Source organism: Bacillus sp. UNC322MFChir4.1, assembly GCF_000746135.1.
GTDB lineage: Bacteria > Bacillota > Bacilli > Bacillales > Bacillaceae_G > Bacillus_A.
This window is the reverse complement of record NZ_JQKQ01000001.1, coordinates 81,697-99,109: the sequence shown is the minus strand read 5'-3', so window position 1 is coordinate 99,109 and position 17,413 is coordinate 81,697. Positions and strand designations below refer to the sequence as shown.

The 17,413-nt window shown below is 37.9% G+C and carries 19 protein-coding genes; all 19 read left to right on the top strand.

Translation table 11 applies throughout. The features are described from left to right. Positions 1 to 28 precede the first annotated feature (28 nt). The 19 genes from fapR (at position 29) to sucC (ending at position 17,409) form a co-directional block, all read left to right on the top strand. Positions 29 to 619 carry a transcription factor FapR gene (gene fapR / locus BR72_RS00445; protein WP_035429920.1) on the top strand — a complete coding sequence of 197 codons (591 nt, stop codon included), beginning with the start codon at positions 29 to 31 and terminating at the stop codon, positions 617 to 619. Continuing rightward, a complete protein-coding gene (gene plsX / locus BR72_RS00440; protein WP_035429023.1) occupies positions 616 to 1,608 on the top strand; it encodes a phosphate acyltransferase PlsX in 993 nt (330 codons plus the stop codon). Before fapR ends, plsX begins: the two co-directional genes overlap by 4 nt. 15 nt (positions 1,609 to 1,623) lie before the next feature. Beyond that, complete coding sequence (gene fabD / locus BR72_RS00435) at positions 1,624 to 2,568, top strand: ACP S-malonyltransferase (protein WP_035429021.1); 945 nt, start codon at positions 1,624 to 1,626, stop codon at positions 2,566 to 2,568. Next, positions 2,568 to 3,311 (top strand): 3-oxoacyl-[acyl-carrier-protein] reductase, encoded by a 744-nt coding sequence (gene fabG, locus BR72_RS00430; RefSeq protein ID WP_035429018.1) that lies wholly within the window; start codon positions 2,568 to 2,570, stop codon positions 3,309 to 3,311. The genes fabD and fabG overlap by 1 nt, the downstream gene beginning before the upstream one ends. A 132-nt stretch (positions 3,312 to 3,443) precedes the next feature. Beyond that, positions 3,444 to 3,677, top strand: a complete 234-nt coding sequence (locus BR72_RS00425; protein WP_035429016.1) for an acyl carrier protein — start codon at positions 3,444 to 3,446, stop codon at positions 3,675 to 3,677. 60 nt (positions 3,678 to 3,737) lie between these two features. Then, positions 3,738 to 4,475, top strand: a complete 738-nt coding sequence (gene rnc / locus BR72_RS00420) for a ribonuclease III (protein ID WP_035429014.1) — start codon at positions 3,738 to 3,740, stop codon at positions 4,473 to 4,475. A gap of 55 nt (positions 4,476 to 4,530) precedes the next feature. Beyond that, positions 4,531 to 8,100, top strand: a complete 3,570-nt coding sequence (gene smc / locus BR72_RS00415) for a chromosome segregation protein SMC (RefSeq protein WP_035429917.1) — start codon at positions 4,531 to 4,533, stop codon at positions 8,098 to 8,100. Positions 8,101 to 8,115: 15 nt separating this feature from the next. Beyond that, positions 8,116 to 9,105, top strand: a complete 990-nt coding sequence (gene ftsY, locus BR72_RS00410) for a signal recognition particle-docking protein FtsY (protein WP_035429013.1) — start codon at positions 8,116 to 8,118, stop codon at positions 9,103 to 9,105. Between the two features lie 295 nt (positions 9,106 to 9,400). Next, positions 9,401 to 9,733, top strand: a complete 333-nt coding sequence (locus BR72_RS00405) for a putative DNA-binding protein (protein WP_035429011.1) — start codon at positions 9,401 to 9,403, stop codon at positions 9,731 to 9,733. Positions 9,734 to 9,745: 12 nt separating this feature from the next. Next, the gene (gene ffh / locus BR72_RS00400; protein WP_035429009.1) at positions 9,746 to 11,095 is read left to right on the top strand and encodes a signal recognition particle protein; all 1,350 of its coding nucleotides are present in this window, start codon (positions 9,746 to 9,748) and stop codon (positions 11,093 to 11,095) included. Positions 11,096 to 11,196: 101 nt separating this feature from the next. Beyond that, on the top strand, positions 11,197 to 11,469 hold the full coding sequence (rpsP, locus tag BR72_RS00395; protein ID WP_035429006.1) for a 30S ribosomal protein S16: 273 nt from the start codon (positions 11,197 to 11,199) through the stop codon (positions 11,467 to 11,469). A gap of 14 nt (positions 11,470 to 11,483) precedes the next feature. Beyond that, positions 11,484 to 11,711, top strand: a complete 228-nt coding sequence (locus tag BR72_RS00390) for a KH domain-containing protein (protein ID WP_035429914.1) — start codon at positions 11,484 to 11,486, stop codon at positions 11,709 to 11,711. A 120-nt stretch (positions 11,712 to 11,831) separates the two neighbouring features. Next, positions 11,832 to 12,347: a ribosome maturation factor RimM gene (gene rimM, locus BR72_RS00385; RefSeq protein WP_035429003.1), complete on the top strand. Its 516-nt coding sequence runs from the start codon at positions 11,832 to 11,834 to the stop codon at positions 12,345 to 12,347. Beyond that, a complete protein-coding gene (trmD, locus tag BR72_RS00380; RefSeq protein WP_035429002.1) occupies positions 12,347 to 13,081 on the top strand; it encodes a tRNA (guanosine(37)-N1)-methyltransferase TrmD in 735 nt (244 codons plus the stop codon). The genes rimM and trmD overlap by 1 nt, the downstream gene beginning before the upstream one ends. A 142-nt stretch (positions 13,082 to 13,223) precedes the next feature. Further along, a complete protein-coding gene (rplS, locus tag BR72_RS00375; protein WP_035428999.1) occupies positions 13,224 to 13,568 on the top strand; it encodes a 50S ribosomal protein L19 in 345 nt (114 codons plus the stop codon). A 98-nt stretch (positions 13,569 to 13,666) separates the two neighbouring features. After that, a complete protein-coding gene (gene lepB, locus BR72_RS00370; RefSeq protein ID WP_035428997.1) occupies positions 13,667 to 14,218 on the top strand; it encodes a signal peptidase I in 552 nt (183 codons plus the stop codon). A gap of 22 nt (positions 14,219 to 14,240) precedes the next feature. Then, positions 14,241 to 15,104 carry a ribosome biogenesis GTPase YlqF gene (gene ylqF / locus BR72_RS00365; RefSeq protein ID WP_035428995.1) on the top strand — a complete coding sequence of 288 codons (864 nt, stop codon included), beginning with the start codon at positions 14,241 to 14,243 and terminating at the stop codon, positions 15,102 to 15,104. Positions 15,105 to 15,277: 173 nt separating this feature from the next. Then, entirely contained in the window at positions 15,278 to 16,054 is a 777-nt protein-coding gene (locus BR72_RS00360) for a ribonuclease HII (protein ID WP_035428993.1), read from the top strand. Positions 16,055 to 16,248: 194 nt separating this feature from the next. Continuing rightward, entirely contained in the window at positions 16,249 to 17,409 is a 1,161-nt protein-coding gene (gene sucC / locus BR72_RS00355; RefSeq protein ID WP_035428992.1) for an ADP-forming succinate--CoA ligase subunit beta, read from the top strand. Positions 17,410 to 17,413 lie beyond the last annotated feature (4 nt).

Here is a 17,413-nt window from a genome sequence, read left to right as displayed (position 1 = left end):
ACCTAGTCATAAAAATGGATGGTGCGGAATGAAAAAGAGAAAGAAAAAAGAAAGACAAGAGTTGTTACAACAAACAATAGAAGAAAATCCGTTTATTACGGATGAAGAATTAGCTGAACAATTTCAAGTAAGTATTCAAACAATTCGTCTCGATCGAATGGAACTTTCGATTCCAGAATTACGAGAACGAATAAAACATGTGGCAACGAAACAACATGAAGAAGATGTAAAATCTTTACCGCTTGATGAAGTGGTAGGGGAAATTATTGATATAGAATTAGATAGACATGCAATTTCTATTTTTGAAGTGAAAGAAGAACATGTCTTTAAACGTAATCAAATTGCTCGTGGACATCATTTATTTGCACAAGCAAACTCATTAGCTGTTGCGGTTATTGATGAAGAATTAGCACTAACTGCAAAGTCTACCATTCGATATATTCGTCCTGTAAAATTAGGGGAGCGTGTTGTTGCGAAAGCGCGTGTTGAAGATGTAGAGAATGATAAAGGACGGACGGTTGTCAAAGTGCAAAGCTTTGTTGGGGAAGAACTTGTTTTTGCTGGCACTTTTGAAATGTATCGATCTAGTAACTACAGTGAGGAAGGTAACAACTTATGAGAATCGCAATAGATGCAATGGGCGGCGATCATGCGCCGAAATCTGTCGTACTTGGAGCAATGAAAGCAATTAAGCAATATTCAGATTTACATATTACTTTAGTTGGAAAAGAAGATGAAATTCGTAAATATTTAACGAGCGAAGAGCGTATCACAGTATTGCACACAGACGAAGTAATTGAAGGAACAGATGAGCCGGTACGAGCAGTGCGTCGAAAAAAACAAGCTTCTATGGTACTTGCTGCGCAGCAAGTTAAAGAAGGTACAGCTGATGCTTGTATTTCAGCCGGGAATACAGGGGCTCTTATGGCAGCTGGATTGTTTGTAATAGGACGTATAGAAGGGATAGAGCGCCCTGCTCTTTCTCCGACGATGCCAACAGTAGATGGAAAAGGCTTTGTTATGCTAGATGTCGGTGCAAATGTCGATGCGAAAGCAATTCATTTGTACCAATATGCTGTAATGGGATCTGTATATGCAGAGAAGGTAAGAGGAATTTCTAATCCGCGAGTAGGTCTTTTGAATGTTGGAACTGAGGAAGGAAAAGGAAACGAGCTTTCTAAACAAGTCTTCGCAATGCTAAAAGACGCACCGGTTAACTTTGTTGGAAATATAGAATCACGAGACCTATTACAAGGTGTAGCTGACGTGGTTGTTTGTGACGGATTTACTGGAAATGTTGCGCTTAAAACACTAGAGGGAACTGCAATATCTTTATTCTCAATGTTGAAAGAGCAGTTAATGAGTTCATTTACAAGCAAACTAGCGGCAGCGGTATTAAAACCGAAATTAATGGTATTAAAAGATAAAATGGATTATTCGGAGTATGGAGGAGCAGCTTTATTTGGATTGAAAGCTCCTGTCATCAAAGCACATGGTTCTTCAAATGATCAATCGATTTTTAGTGCGATCCGTCAAACTCGAGAAATGGTAGCAAAGGAAGTTATTCCTACTATTAAGAGTGTAATGGAGGAAGAACCGCTTCAATAATGAGGAGGGTTTGAAATGGGAAAACTGGCATTTCTTTTTCCGGGACAAGGTTCACAAGCAGTTGGAATGGGAAGACAATTAGCAGAAAGTTATGAAGAGGCTACAAAAGTATTTCGTCAGGCTGATGAAATTTTAAAGGATTCTCTTTCATCACTTATTTTTGAGGGACCTCAAGAAGCGTTGACGTTAACAACCAATGCACAACCGGCATTGTTAACGACTTGTGTTGCAATTTTAAAAGTATTGGAGCAGTACGATATTGCACCTGATTATGTTGCAGGACATAGTTTAGGTGAGTATAGTGCGTTAGTAGCAGCAGGTGCTCTATCATTTGAAGATGGTGTTTATGCTGTTAGAAAACGTGGTGAATACATGGAAGAGGCTGTGCCAAATGGCGAAGGTGCCATGGCGGCTATTTTGGGAGCGGATCCCGATATGTTAAAACAGGTAACTGAGGAAGTGACAGATGAAGGTTATTCTGTTCAAATTGCGAATATGAATAGCACAAAGCAAATCGTAATTTCTGGTACAAAGCAAGGTGTAGAATTGGCTTCGGAAAGAGCGAAAGCAAACGGCGCAAAGCGTGCAGTTCCTTTGCGAGTTAGTGGTCCGTTTCATTCATCACTTATGAAACCAGCGGCTGAGAGGTTTCGAGACGTGCTAAATGAAATTAAGATTGAAGATACAAAAATTCCGGTAGTTGCAAATGTAACAGCAGATTGTATTACACGTAAAGAAGATATTCAAGAAAAATTAATTGAGCAACTCTATTCCCCTGTATTATGGTACCCATCCATTGAACGTATGGTAGAGCTTGGTGTAGATACATTTATTGAAATTGGGCCTGGAAAAGTTTTAGCTGGTCTTATGAAATCAATCGCTCCTTCTGCGAAAGTATATGCGATATACGATGAAGAGACGATGAAAGATACCATTTCGAAACTGAGAGGAGAAGGCTAATGTTATTAAAAGACAAAGTTGCGTTAGTAACGGGAGCATCTCGCGGAATTGGCCGTGCAATTGCATTAGATTTAGCAAAACAAGGTGCAAAAGTAGTTGTAAACTACGCAGGAAACGAATTGAAAGCAAACGAAGTTGTTGATGAGATTAAAAATATAGGTTCAGAAGCAATTGCAATAAAAGCAAATGTTGCAAGTAGTGAAGAAGTTGCTGACATGATAAAACAAACTGTCGATACATTCGGTCAAATTGACATTCTTGTAAATAACGCTGGCATCACGAAAGATAATTTGTTAATGCGTATGAAAGAAGAAGAATGGGATACAGTTATTAATACAAACTTAAAAGGTGTCTTCTTATGCACAAAGGCTGTCTCTCGTTATATGATGCGTCAACGTCATGGACGTATTATTAATATCGCTTCAGTTGTCGGTGTTACTGGAAATCCAGGACAAGCAAATTACGTTGCAGCAAAAGCTGGTGTAATTGGATTAACAAAAACTTCAGCAAAAGAGCTAGCAAGTCGCAATATTACAGTAAATGCGATTGCACCTGGATTTATCGTAACAGATATGACAGATGTATTAGCAGAAGATGTAAAGAACGAAATGCTTAAGTTAATTCCAATTGCAAAATTTGGAGAAGCTGAAGATATTTCAAATGCAGTTGCCTTTTTAGCATCAGATGCAAGTCGTTATATTACTGGACAAACACTTCATGTTGACGGTGGTATGGTGATGTAAGGGAAGAAACTATAGAAATAGGTTGATTTCATCTCGTTTTTCTGTACAATATTAAATATAATGTCTTGAGGAAATCGGATGGATTAATAATAGTAATTGTATGTTTATACTTTTTAAAGGAGGTGAATGAATATGGCAGACGTTTTAGAGCGTGTAACGAAAATCATCGTAGATCGTCTAGGAGTAGACGAAACAGAGGTAACACAAGCTGCGAACTTTAAAGAAGATTTAGGTGCTGATTCCTTAGATGTAGTAGAACTTGTGATGCAATTAGAAGATGAGTTTGAAATGGAAATTTCTGATGAGGAAGCAGAAAAGATTGCTACTGTTGGCGATGCTGTGACTTACATAGAGAGTCATCTATAATGCTTGATGAAGTCCCGTTTATATACGGGGCTTTCTCAGCATATATACCTGGAGGGACCTATGCCGTACAGAAAGTATAGAGATAAGAAAAATGAAACTAAATATCGAGAGGCTTTTAAAAAGTTTCAAGAGAAAATAGGTATTACATTTACAAATGAAAAGTTATTGATTCAAGCATTTACGCATTCATCGTATGTGAATGAGCATCGAAAAAAGCCACATGAAGATAACGAGCGTCTTGAATTTCTTGGCGATGCGGTATTAGAACTGACAGTTTCGCAATACTTGTTTCAAAAATATCCGACAATGAGCGAGGGCGAATTAACAAAACTTCGCGCTGCTATTGTATGTGAACCTTCTCTCGTTCGCTTTGCAAATGAGTTATCATTTGGAAGTTTGGTCCTTTTAGGAAAAGGAGAGGAAATGACAGGAGGGCGTGAACGTCCAGCATTATTAGCGGATGTCTTTGAAGCGTTTATTGGTGCTCTTTACCTTGACCAAGGTTTGGATAAGGTATGGGGATTTTTAAAAACAGTTGTTTATCCAAAAATTAATGAAGGTGCTTTTTCTCATGTGATGGATTTTAAAAGCCAACTACAAGAGTTAATACAGCGTGATGGTAGCGGGAATATAGAATATCAAATTCTGCAAGAAAAAGGACCGGCTCATAATCGGGAATTTGTATCGCGTGTTACATTAAATGGTGAATCATTAGGTCTTGGAAGTGGGAAGTCTAAGAAAGAGGCAGAACAGCATGCTGCCCAAGAAGCGTTGGAAAAATTAAAAGAGCACTTATAGCGAATCCCCCTTATACTTAGGGGGATTCCTTGTGCATAAAGGGGGAAGGCCTTTCGTGTTTTTAAAACGATTAGAAATATTAGGATTTAAATCTTTTGCAGAACGTGTGTCGATTGACTTTGTGCCAGGTGTAACGTCTGTGGTAGGACCAAACGGAAGTGGAAAGAGTAATATTACAGATGCTATTCGTTGGGTGCTTGGTGAACAATCTGTAAAATCACTTCGCGGTGCGAAAATGGAAGATATTATTTTTTCAGGCAGCGATACACGTAAAGCGTTAAATATTGCAGAAGTCACATTAACATTAAATAATGAAGATCAGCGTCTACCAATTGAATATAACGAAGTAAGTGTAACGAGACGAGTATATCGTTCTGGAGATAGTGATTTTCTTATTAATAAACAATCTTGTCGTTTAAAAGACATTGTCGATTTATTCATGGACTCAGGTATGGGGCGTGAAGCGTTTTCTATTATCAGTCAAGGTAAAGTGGAAGAAATTTTAAGCAGCAAAGCAGAAGATCGCCGCAGTGTGTTTGAAGAAGCAGCTGGTGTGTTGAAATATAAAATCCGCAAGAAGAAAGCGGAAGGGAAATTAGCCGAAACGCAAGATAATTTAAATCGTGTAGAAGATATTATTCATGAATTAAGTACACAAGTTGAACCTCTTGAAAGACAAGCTTCTATTGCAAAAGATTATCTTGAGAAAAAAGATGAACTAGAAAAAGTTGAAGCGGCATTAATTGTGTATGAGATTGAAGAATTACATGAAAAATGGGAAGCGCTTCGTGAGCAATTTAAACATAACAAAGATGAAGAAGTGAAGGTATCGACGCATCTTCAAAAAAATGAAGCGGATTTAGAAGAGATACGCGGAAATGTACAAGCTATTGATGAATCTATTCAATCTTTACAAGAAGTTCTTCTTCTTTCTAGTAAAGAACTTGAAAAGCTAGAAGGACAACGTGAACTGCTGAAAGAAAGAAAGAACAACGCAACAACACATTGCGCGCAGTTAGAAGCATCCATTCATGAATTAACAGAAAAAGTTTCTATATATGAAGGAAGTGCCCTGCAAGGAACAGAAGAATTGCTGGAATTAACAAATCATGTGAAAGAGTTAGAGCAGAAACTACATGATAGCGAACGATTGTTGTCTACATATGAACAAAATTTAGATGAGAAAATCGAACATTTAAAAGGGGATTATATTGAACTTTTAAATCAGCAGGCAAGCTATCGAAATGAACTGTCTATGTTAGAGGAACAATTTAAACAGCGAGATTTCAAAAATCAGCGTCTTGATGAAGAGAATGAAAAATATGTTCAGATGCGTATAGGTATTGCGCAGAAAAAATCAATTGTCGTTGAAAAATATGAACGTATAAAAGAACAAATTTCAACTTTATTGTCAAGTATACAGCAGACGGAAGCTACGCTTGGTAAATATAAAGATCAATACAGTGAAAATGAAACTAAACTGTATCAAGCATATCAATATGTTCAACAAGCTCGTTCACGTAAAGAAATGCTTGAAGAAATGCAAGAAGATTATTCAGGATTTTATCAAGGTGTCCGTGAAGTGTTAAAGGCGCGTGATAGCCAGTTGCATGGTATTGAAGGGGCGATTGCCGAGCTTCTTACTGTACCGAAAAAATATGAAATAGCGATGGAAATCGCACTTGGGGCAGCAATGCAACATGTGGTTGTGCAAACAGAAGAACATGCACGCCGAGCTATTACATTCTTAAAGCAAAACCGCCATGGCCGAGCGACCTTTTTACCGCAAAGTGTTATAAAGGGCCGGGCGCTTAATAGAGAGCAACTTCGCATGATAAGTCAGTATCCTTCATTTATAGGGATTGCTTCAGAGCTTGTACAGTACGATAATAAATATGAAAATGTAATTGCAAATTTATTAGGTACAGTAATCGTTGCCCAAGATTTAAAAGGGGCAAATGAATTAGCGAAGCTGCTGCAGTATCGTTATCGTATTGTTACATTAGAAGGGGATCTTGTGAATCCAGGCGGTTCAATGACAGGCGGTGCAGTGAAACAAACAAATTCTTCTTTATTAGGACGTCAACGAGAATTGGAAGAGTGGAATGAAAAGTTGACAGATATGGAAGAAAAGACTGAGAAGCTTGAGGACTTTATTAAAGCGTTAAAACAAGAAATACAAGAAAAAGAAGTGAAGGTAAAGGAACTGCGCCAAAATATTGATGAAAAGCGTGTAGACGAACAACAATACAAAGAAGAAATGAATCAGTTAGAGCTGGAAGAACATCGTATTAATGAGCGGTTATCTATTTATGATTTAGAGCTAGAAGGGTTTTTGCAAGATCAAGCGAAGATACAAGGGCGAAAAACTGAGCTAGAAGAAACGCTTACTGAGCTGCAAGGGAAAATTACGGAACTCGATATGACGATTACAGAGTTAACACAACAAAAGAATGAGCAGCATTCTTCGAAGGAAAAAGTTCAGAAAGAGATTACCGAGCTAAAAGTACAAGCGGCTGAAAAGTATCAGCGATTATCAAATCAAAAAGAAACAGTAGAACGCCTTACGAGAGAACGAGATGAAACTAGTAAGAATCTTATAAAGACAAAAGAAGATTTAGCATTCTTAAAACAAGAAATGACATCGAATTCTAGCGGCGAAGAGCAAATTACAAGTCTAATTGAAAAGAAAACACACGATAGAAACCAAACTGTGGAATTAATTAGCTCACGCCGTGAACAACGTCTTGATTTACAAGGGCGGTTAGAACACCTAGAGTTAGAGGTAAAAGAAGCGAAACGTAGGCATAAATACTTACTTGATGTATTAAAAGATCAAGAAGTGAAAATAAATCGTTTAGACGTGGAGTTAGAAAATCGCTTGCAACACTTACGGGAAACGTATACCATTTCGTTTGAATTGGCGAAACAAAAATATACGATGACAATGTCTAGCGAGGAAGCTCGTAAAAAAGTGAAATTAATCAAACTATCCATTGAAGAACTCGGTACAGTAAATATAGGTGCTATTGATGAATTTGAGCGTGTATCTGAGCGCCATACGTTTTTATTAGAGCAACGGGATGATTTGCAAGAGGCGAAAACAACGCTGCATCAAGTAATTGACGAGATGGATGAAGAAATGAAAAAGCGTTTTTCTTATACATTCCAAGCAATTCGTACAGAATTCCAGTTCGTATTTAGTGAATTATTTGGCGGTGGGCGTGCAGACTTGGTTATGACAAACCCGAATGATTTATTAAATACAGGAATTGATATTGTTGCACAACCGCCGGGGAAAAAGTTGCAAAATCTAGGCCTTCTTTCTGGAGGCGAACGAGCATTGACAGCTATTGCATTGCTATTTGGTATTTTAAAAGTTCGTCCTGTACCGTTTTGTGTGCTAGATGAAGTAGAAGCTGCGTTAGATGAGGCGAATGTTGCTCGTTTTGCACAGTATTTGAGAAAGTTTAGCAATGAAACGCAGTTTATTGTGATTACGCACCGAAAGGGTACGATGGAAGAATCTGATGTATTATATGGTGTAACGATGCAAGAGTCTGGTGTGTCTAAACTTGTTTCTGTCCGTTTAGATGACGGAGAAGAGCTTGTTACAAGCAAATAGGAAGGATGGGAAAGAATGAGTTTTTTTAAAAAATTAAAAGAAAAGATTTCGAAGCAAACAGATACGGTAACAGAGAAGTTTAAACAAGGTTTAGAGAAAACGAGAAACTCTTTTGCTGAAAAAGTAAATGATTTAGTATTTCGTTATCGTAAAGTTGACGAAGATTTCTTCGAAGAGTTAGAGGAAATTTTAATTGGCGCGGATGTGGGTGTGTCCGTAGTAATGGAGTTAATTGACCAATTAAGAGATGAAGTGAAGCGTCGTAATATTCAAGATCCAAAAGAAGTACAAGCTGTTATCTCTGAAAAATTAGTCGAGATTTATAAAGGTAACGGTAATTTTAATAATGAATTAAATGTACAAGATAATGCATTGACAGTTATTTTATTTGTTGGAGTAAACGGTGTTGGAAAAACAACAACGATTGGAAAAATGGCACATAAATTTAAAACGGACGGCAAATCTGTATTATTAGCAGCCGGCGACACATTCCGTGCTGGTGCAATTGAGCAACTAGAAGTATGGGGAGAACGCGTTGGTGTAGATGTAATTAAACAAGGATCAGGTTCAGACCCAGCAGCTGTTATGTTCGATGCAATTCAGGCTGCAAAATCGCGAAAAGTTGATGTCTTGTTATGTGATACGGCAGGTCGTTTGCAAAATAAAGTCAACTTAATGAAAGAGTTAGAGAAAGTGAAACGTGTAATTGAACGTGAAGTTCCTGGAGCTCCTCATGAAGTATTACTTGTCATTGATGCAACAACAGGGCAAAATGGTTTAAGTCAAGCGAAGACATTCCGTGAGGCGACAAATGTAACGGGTATTGTCTTAACGAAATTGGACGGAACTGCTAAAGGTGGAATTGTATTAGCGATTCGTAATGAGATGGATGTACCGGTGAAATTTGTTGGTCTAGGAGAACAAATGGATGACTTACAAGCATTTGATCCAGAACAATATGTGTATGGATTATTTGCGGACTTTGTAGAAACAGAAGCAGAATAAATATAACTTGAAAACTGACTTAAAAACCCTTTTTCTTTATAGGTGGGCGAGAGCATCTGGCCGTGCATAGTAGCGGTCAGGGCCTATTTCTACCGCGCGCTAAAGGAGCGAGTAAGTGGCTGACATGTTGTATTCTGCATAGCAGCGACTTATATGTCGAAAAAGAAGGGGCGGTGTTTACCGCTTCTTCTTTTGGATTAAAATTGAGATGTTAAGAAAAAAACTTGACACACCTTTACTCTCCATGTAAACTAATCCATGTAAAGGTAATTCACTTAACAAAGGGTGATTCAACATGCTCGAAAAAACAACGAGAATGAACTATTTATTTGATTTTTATCAATCGTTGTTAACGCCAAAACAAAGAAGTTATATGTCACTTTACTATCTTGATGATCTATCGCTTGGTGAAATTGCAGAAGAATTTGAAGTAAGTCGCCAAGCAGTGTATGATAACATTAAACGGACAGAAGCGATGCTTGAAGAATATGAAGAAAAGTTATTATTACTTCAAAAGTTTCAAGAAAGGCAGCAACTTGTTACAAAGTTAAAGCAGCTAATCAGCGAAGAAGAGCATGTAGATGAACAAATAAAACAAGTTGTTGAAGCTATCGAAAATTTAGATTAGGAGGGCGGCAATATGGCATTTGAAGGATTAGCCGACCGACTTCAACAGACAATGCAAAAAATTCGCGGCAAAGGGAAAGTATCCGAAGCCGACGTAAAAGAAATGATGAGAGAAGTTCGTCTTGCACTTTTAGAAGCAGACGTTAACTTTAAAGTAGTAAAAGATTTTGTAAAGCGTGTGTCTGAACGTGCTGTCGGACAAGATGTAATGAGAAGTCTAACGCCTGGACAGCAAGTTATTAAAGTAGTACAGGAAGAACTTACTGAGCTAATGGGCGGGGAACAGAGCAAAATTGCTATCTCTAACCGGCCACCAACTGTTATTATGATGGTAGGTTTGCAAGGTGCGGGTAAAACGACGACAACAGGTAAGCTTGCGAATTTACTTCGTAAAAAGCATAATCGGAAACCGATGCTTGTTGCAGCTGATATTTATCGTCCAGCGGCAATTAAGCAACTTGAAACACTCGGTAAACAATTGGATATGCCAGTTTTCTCTTTAGGAGACAAAGTAAGTCCTGTTGAAATCGCGAAACAAGCAATTGCAAAAGCAAAAGAAGATCATCATGATTACGTTCTTATTGATACAGCAGGTCGTCTGCATATTGATGAGGAACTTATGGGTGAATTAGCACAAGTTAAGGAAGTAGCGAAACCGGATGAAATTTTCCTTGTTGTTGATGCAATGACAGGACAAGATGCGGTTAACGTTGCACAAAGCTTCCATGAACAGCTTGGTTTAACAGGTGTGGTATTAACGAAATTAGATGGTGATACGCGCGGAGGTGCAGCGCTATCTATTAAAGCTGTTACAAACACACCGATTAAATTTGCTGGTATGGGTGAGAAATTAGATGCGCTAGAGGCATTCCATCCAGAACGTATGGCATCACGTATTTTAGGTATGGGTGATGTTCTAACGTTAATTGAAAAAGCGCAAGCGACAGTTGATGAAGAAAAAGCAAGAGAACTTGAGCAAAAAATGCGTACACTTTCCTTTACGTTAGATGATTTTCTAGAGCAATTAGGACAAGTGCGTCAACTAGGACCACTTGATGAGCTATTAAATATGCTTCCTGGTGCTGGGAAAATTAAAGGATTAAAAAATGTCCAAGTTGATGAAAAGCAAATTGGACACATTGAAGCGATTATTCGCTCAATGACGAAAATAGAGCGTGAGCAACCGGAAATGATTAACGCTAGTCGCAAGAAACGTATTGCTAAAGGTAGCGGTACAACTGTACAAGAGATCAATCGTCTTTTGAAGCAATTTGAAGATATGAAAAAGATGATGAAAACGATGTCTGGTATGCAAAAAGGTAAGAAAAAAGGACTAGGTGGTATGAAGTTTCCATTTATGTAAGGAAAAAAAGATGGCTCTGTTAAGAAAAAATACTTTACAAAGGCCCACTCTTTTTGCTAATATTATTATCTGTGTGAAATATATTCGGAGGTGCTTTATAAATGGCAGTTAAAATTCGTTTAAAACGTATGGGAGCTAAAAAATCTCCTTTCTATCGTGTAGTTGTTGCAGATTCTCGTTCTCCTCGTGACGGACGTTTCATCGAGGAAATCGGAACTTACAATCCAGTTGCAGTGCCAGCTGAGATTAAGATCAACGAAGAAGCAGCATTAAAATGGTTAGGAAACGGTGCGAAACCATCTGATACAGTTCGCAACCTTTTCTCTAAACAAGGCATCATGGAGAAATTCCATTTAGCTAAACAAGGTAAGTAATTAAAGCAATGGCTATGTCAGGGTTAATCGAAACAATTGTTAAACCCCTTGTGGATCATCCTGATTATGTATTGGTTACACAGGAACTGTACAACGGAGAGATGAAGTATCGGTTAACCGTACATCCTGAGGATGTGGGTAAAGTCATTGGGAAACAAGGGCGAGTTGCAAAAGCAATTCGAACGATCTTATATGCAGCGGGACATCATGAAAATGAAAAAGTCACGCTGGAAATTCAATAAGTACGAAAAGGGCGAGGATATGTTCCTCACCCTTTTTTAACATTTTAAGATAAATCGCATCTTCAGCAAAGAGAATGGAGATGCTAACGACATATTGCGAACAGGGGTGACGTGCTGTTTATGACGAAATGGTTTAATGTAGGGAAAATTGTAAATACTCACGGTGTTAGAGGTGAGGTCCGTGTCGTTTCACGTACAGATTTTCCAGAAGAGCGTTATAAAGTAGGAAACACATTATACATATGGCAGGAGAAAGTTACTGAGCCATTAGCTGTAAAGATTACTTCTCATCGTCAACATAAGTCTTTTGATTTATTGACATTCGAAGGCTATAACAATGTAAATGAAGTGGAACAATGGAAAGGCTCTTTATTAAAAGTGCCAGAGGATCAGCTTGGAGAATTGGCTGAAGGAGAGTATTATTATCACGAAATTATTGGTTGTACAGTTGTAACAGAAGACGGAGAGACAATTGGTACAATTAAAGAAATTCTTTCTCCAGGTGCAAACGATGTTTGGGTCATTAAACAACCAAAAGGTCAAGATGTTTTAATCCCATATATTGAGGAAGTTGTCTTACAAGTAAACATGAACGAAAAGCTTGTGACCATCCACGTGATGGAAGGGTTACTGTAATGAAAATCGATATTTTAACATTGTTTCCAGAAATGTTTACAGGTGTCTTTGGTTCTTCTATATTAAAAAAAGCACAAGAAAAAGAAGCGGTGCAGCTAAGAGTTGTTAATTTTCGTGATTATTCAACGAATAAGCATAATAGCGTGGATGATTATCCATACGGCGGCGGAGCTGGAATGGTATTAACACCACAGCCCATTTTTGATGCTGTAGAAGAGTTAACGAAGGAAACAGAGCGTAAACCACGAGTTGTACTAATGTGTCCACAAGGAGAGCGTTTTACGCAAAAGAAGGCTGAAGAATTAGCTGAAGAAGAGCATTTGATTTTTATTTGTGGTCATTATGAAGGGTATGATGAGCGTGTTCGCGAGCATCTTGTGACCGATGAAATTTCAATAGGTGATTACGTCTTAACAGGCGGAGAATTGGCATCTATGGTTATTACAGATAGTGTTGTGCGTCTATTACCTGACGTTTTAGGAAATCAGCAATCACAAATAGAAGATTCATTTAGTACAGGCTTACTAGAACATCCGCATTATACGAGACCAGCGGAGTTTCGTGGGATGAAAGTGCCAGATGTACTTTTGTCTGGAAATCATAAATATATTGAAGAATGGCGTCATAAAGAGTCGCTGCGCCGTACTTTTGTACGCCGCCCTGATTTACTAGAGGAACGAAGCTTATCTAAACAAGAGGAAAAGTGGTTAGCAGAAATTAAAGAAGAGAAGTAAAAAAATGCTATTGCAACAAACCAAGCAATATGCTATTATAACACTTGTGCTACTTATAGAGAGTAGCCGTTAACAACGGTGTTCCGCTGTAATTTATGATATGACTTTGCATGAGCATCTGTTTGGAAGGAGAGAATTGAATATGCAACAATTAATCGCAGAAATTACAAAAAATCAATTAAAAACTGATTTACCTTCATTCCGTCCTGGTGACACTTTACGTGTACACGTAAAAGTAGTAGAGGGTACTCGTGAGAGAATTCAGATTTTTGAAGGTGTTGTAATTAAACGTCGTGGTGGCGGAATTAGCGAAACATTCACAGTTCGTAAGATTTCTTACGGTGTAGGTGTTGAACGTACATTCCCAGTTCACACGCCAAGAATCGCGAAAATTGAAGTACTTCGCCGTGGTAAAGTACGTCGTGCTAAGTTATACTACTTACGCAACCTTCGCGGTAAAAAAGCACGTATTAAAGAAATTCGATAAGACATGTATGGGAGCTTGTATTTGCAAGCTCCCTTTTTCCAATCTAGCTGTGTCCTAACTTACATACAAACAGCTTACATAACCGTGGAGGGAATTACATGACGAAACAAAAAAGTACGCTTTGGGAATGGACAAAAGCTATTTTGATTGCTGTTGTCTTAGCTTGGATTATTAGACAATTTTTCTTTGCACCAATTCTTGTAGATGGTGTATCGATGTCACCGACGCTTCAAGATCGTGATCGTATGATTGTCAATAAAATAGGTTATCACATTGGAGAACCAAAACGCTTTGATATCATTGTGTTTCAAGCGACAGAAGATAAAGATTACATTAAACGTATCATTGGTTTACCTGGTGATCAGATAGAATATCGAAACGACACACTCTATGTTAACGGAAAGTCGTATGAGGAGCCGTATTTAGATAAGCAGAAAAAGCAGCTTGCTGATGGGCCATTAACGTATGATTTTAAGCTTGAAGAAATTACAGGGAAAACAACGGTTCCAAAAGGAGAATTATTTGTATTAGGAGATAATCGTCGTTTTAGTAAGGATAGTCGTACAATTGGAACGATTTCAATAGACCAAGTAATTGGAAAAGCGAATATATTGTATTGGCCATTCGAGGATGCACGTATTGTAAAATGAATGTAGAAAAGAAGGTGGAAGTATGGTAATTCAATGGTTTCCTGGTCATATGGCTAAAGCAAGGCGCCAAGTAACAGAGAAATTAAAATTAATCGATGTGGTAATTGAACTTGTTGATGCAAGGTTGCCATTATCATCACGAAATCCAATGATTGATGAAATTATTACGCACAAGCCAAGACTTGTTGTTTTAAATAAAGCGGATATGGCAGACGATCGTGTAACAAAAGAATGGATTGCTTATTTTGAAGAAAAAGGTCATAAAGCAATCTCTATCAATGCGCAAGCTGGACAAGGTATGAAAGAAATTACAGCAGCTTGTAAAGAGCTTGTGAAAGAGAAATTTGATAAAATGATTGCAAAAGGTATTAAACCAAGAGCAATTCGTGCTTTAATTGTTGGGATTCCGAACGTTGGAAAATCGACATTAATTAATAAATTAGCAAAGAAAAATATTGCTAAAACGGGCGATCGTCCAGGTGTAACAACGGCACAACAATGGATTAAAGTTGGAAAAGAAATGGAGCTATTAGATACACCTGGTATTTTATGGCCGAAATTTGAGGATGAAATGGTTGGACTTCGACTCGCAACAACTGGAGCGATTAAAGATTCTATTTTAAATTTGCAAGATGTGGCTGTGTATGCGCTTCGCTTTATGGAGAAACAGTATCCAGAACGTTTAAAAGAGCGATATAAGTTAAATGAGATTCCAGAAGATATTGTAGAGTTATTTGATGCGATTGGAAAAAATAGAGGCTGTTTAATGGGCGGGGGACTTGTTGATTATGATAAAACATCAGAACTTGTTCTTCGTGAGCTTCGCGGTGGTAAACTTGGGAAAATGACATTTGAAACACCGAAAGAGATAATGGAAGAAGCATAGAGCAATCCTTCTATTTCGTTCATTCCATGCCATTCGATGAATGTTACTGGTAGTTATTTTTTTGCCAAGTGTCTTTCTTTTTTAAAAATGAAAAGATAATGCTTGCTATTGTGAAATGGGAGAGAAAAGGCACGCTATTGCGCGCCTTTTCTTACTTGTAGGAGGAACTACGTATGTCTAAAAAACAAACAATTCAAGAAATCGAAACTGTATTGCGAGAAATTGAACGAGAAGACGACGAGCGCTTTCGTATGTTAGTAGCGGATGAACGAAAAGGCGTGCAGAGACTAATATTAAAATGGAAAAAACAGCAAGAGGATAAAGAAAAAGAAAGACAAAAATTTGCTGAGATGTCTTCATATGAGAATGCGCTTCGTCAAAAGGGGATTGAATCAATTGCTGGTATTGATGAAGTCGGAAGAGGCCCCTTAGCAGGACCTGTTGTTACGGCTGCTGTTGTGCTTCCGAAAGATTTCTATATGCCTGGTTTGAATGACTCGAAAAAATTGAGTGAGGCAAAGCGTGAGCAGTTTTATGATGGGATTAAAGAGCAGGCGCTAGCAATTGGGGTTGGAATTATTCCACCGCGCGTTATTGATCAGATAAATATTTATCAAGCGACGAAACAAGCGATGTTAGAGGCTGTAAGTAATTTATCATGTGAGCCAGAGCATTTGCTAATTGATGCAATGGATTTGCCAACATCAATCCCACAAACGTCTATTATTAAGGGAGATGCGAAAAGTATTTCGATTTCAGCTGCGTCTATCATCGCGAAAGTCACAAGAGATCGCATGATGAAAGAACTTGGAAAACAATATCCGCAGTATGGATTTGAGCAACATATGGGATATGGAACGAAACAACATTTACAAGCGATTGAAACTTATGGTGTGTTAGAGGAACATCGAAAAACGTTTGCTCCAATTAAAGATATGATTGAAGAATAAGCTGGGAATTCACAGCTTATTTTTTTATTTTTGTATATTAACATTATTATTTTCAAAAAAGAATAAAGCGATTTCAGTTTTCTGATATTTTACTGTAGACAGCGTGCCAATCATTTTATACAATGACAATGTAGTGTTTAAAAACATTAAAAAAACTTTTCGAGTAAAACAGGAAAATAGGGGAGGATGGGACCATGAATATCCACGAGTATCAGGGTAAAGAAGTCCTTAGAAACTATGGGGTAAGCGTTCCGAATGGGAAGGTTGCCTTTACAGTAGAAGAAGCTGTAGAAGCAGCGAAAGAATTAGGAACAAACGTATGTGTAGTAAAAGCGCAAATTCATGCTGGCGGACGCGGCAAAGCTGGCGGTGTAAAAGTAGCAAAGAACTTAGATGAAGTTCGTACATATGCAGAAGAAATTTTAGGGAAAACGCTTGTAACTCATCAAACGGGTCCTGAAGGTAAAGAAGTAAAGCGCTTACTTATCGAAGAAGGATGCGACATAAAAAAAGAGTACTATGTTGGTCTTGTGTTAGATCGCGCGACTTCTCAAGTTGTGTTAATGGCGTCTGAAGAAGGCGGAACAGAAATTGAGGAAGTAGCAGAGAAAACACCAGAAAAGATCTTTAAAGAATATATTGATCCTGCTGTGGGTCTACAAGGCTTCCAGGCACGTCGTATTGCGTTTAATATCAATATTCCAAGCGCGCTAGTTGGACAAGCTGTAAAGTTTATGATGGGCTTATACCGCGCGTTTATTGAAAAAGATTGTTCTATCGCAGAAATTAACCCGCTTGTAACAACAGGTGACGGAAAAGTAATGGCGTTAGATGCAAAATTAAACTTCGATTCTAACGCTTTATATCGCCATAAAGATATTTTAGAGCTTCGTGATCTTGATGAAGAAGATCCGAAAGAAGTTGAAGCTTCTAAATATGACCTGAACTATATTTCATTAGATGGAAACATTGGTTGTATGGTAAATGGTGCAGGACTTGCAATGGCAACGATGGATATTATTAAACATTATAACGGTGACCCAGCTAACTTCTTAGATGTTGGTGGCGGTGCAACAGCTGAAAAAGTTACAGAAGCTTTCAAAATTATTCTTTCTGACAAAAATGTAAAGGGTATTTTCGTTAACATTTTTGGCGGCATTATGAAATGTGATGTAATTGCAGAAGGTGTTATTGAAGCGACAAAACAAGTAGGTCTTGAATTACCGCTTGTTGTTCGTTTAGAAGGTACAAATGTAGAGCTAGGAAAGAAAATTTTAAATGAATCTGGCTTAAATATTGTTGCAGCAGAATCTATGGCAGACGGTGCACAAAAAATTGTTTCACTAGTAGGCTAATAGA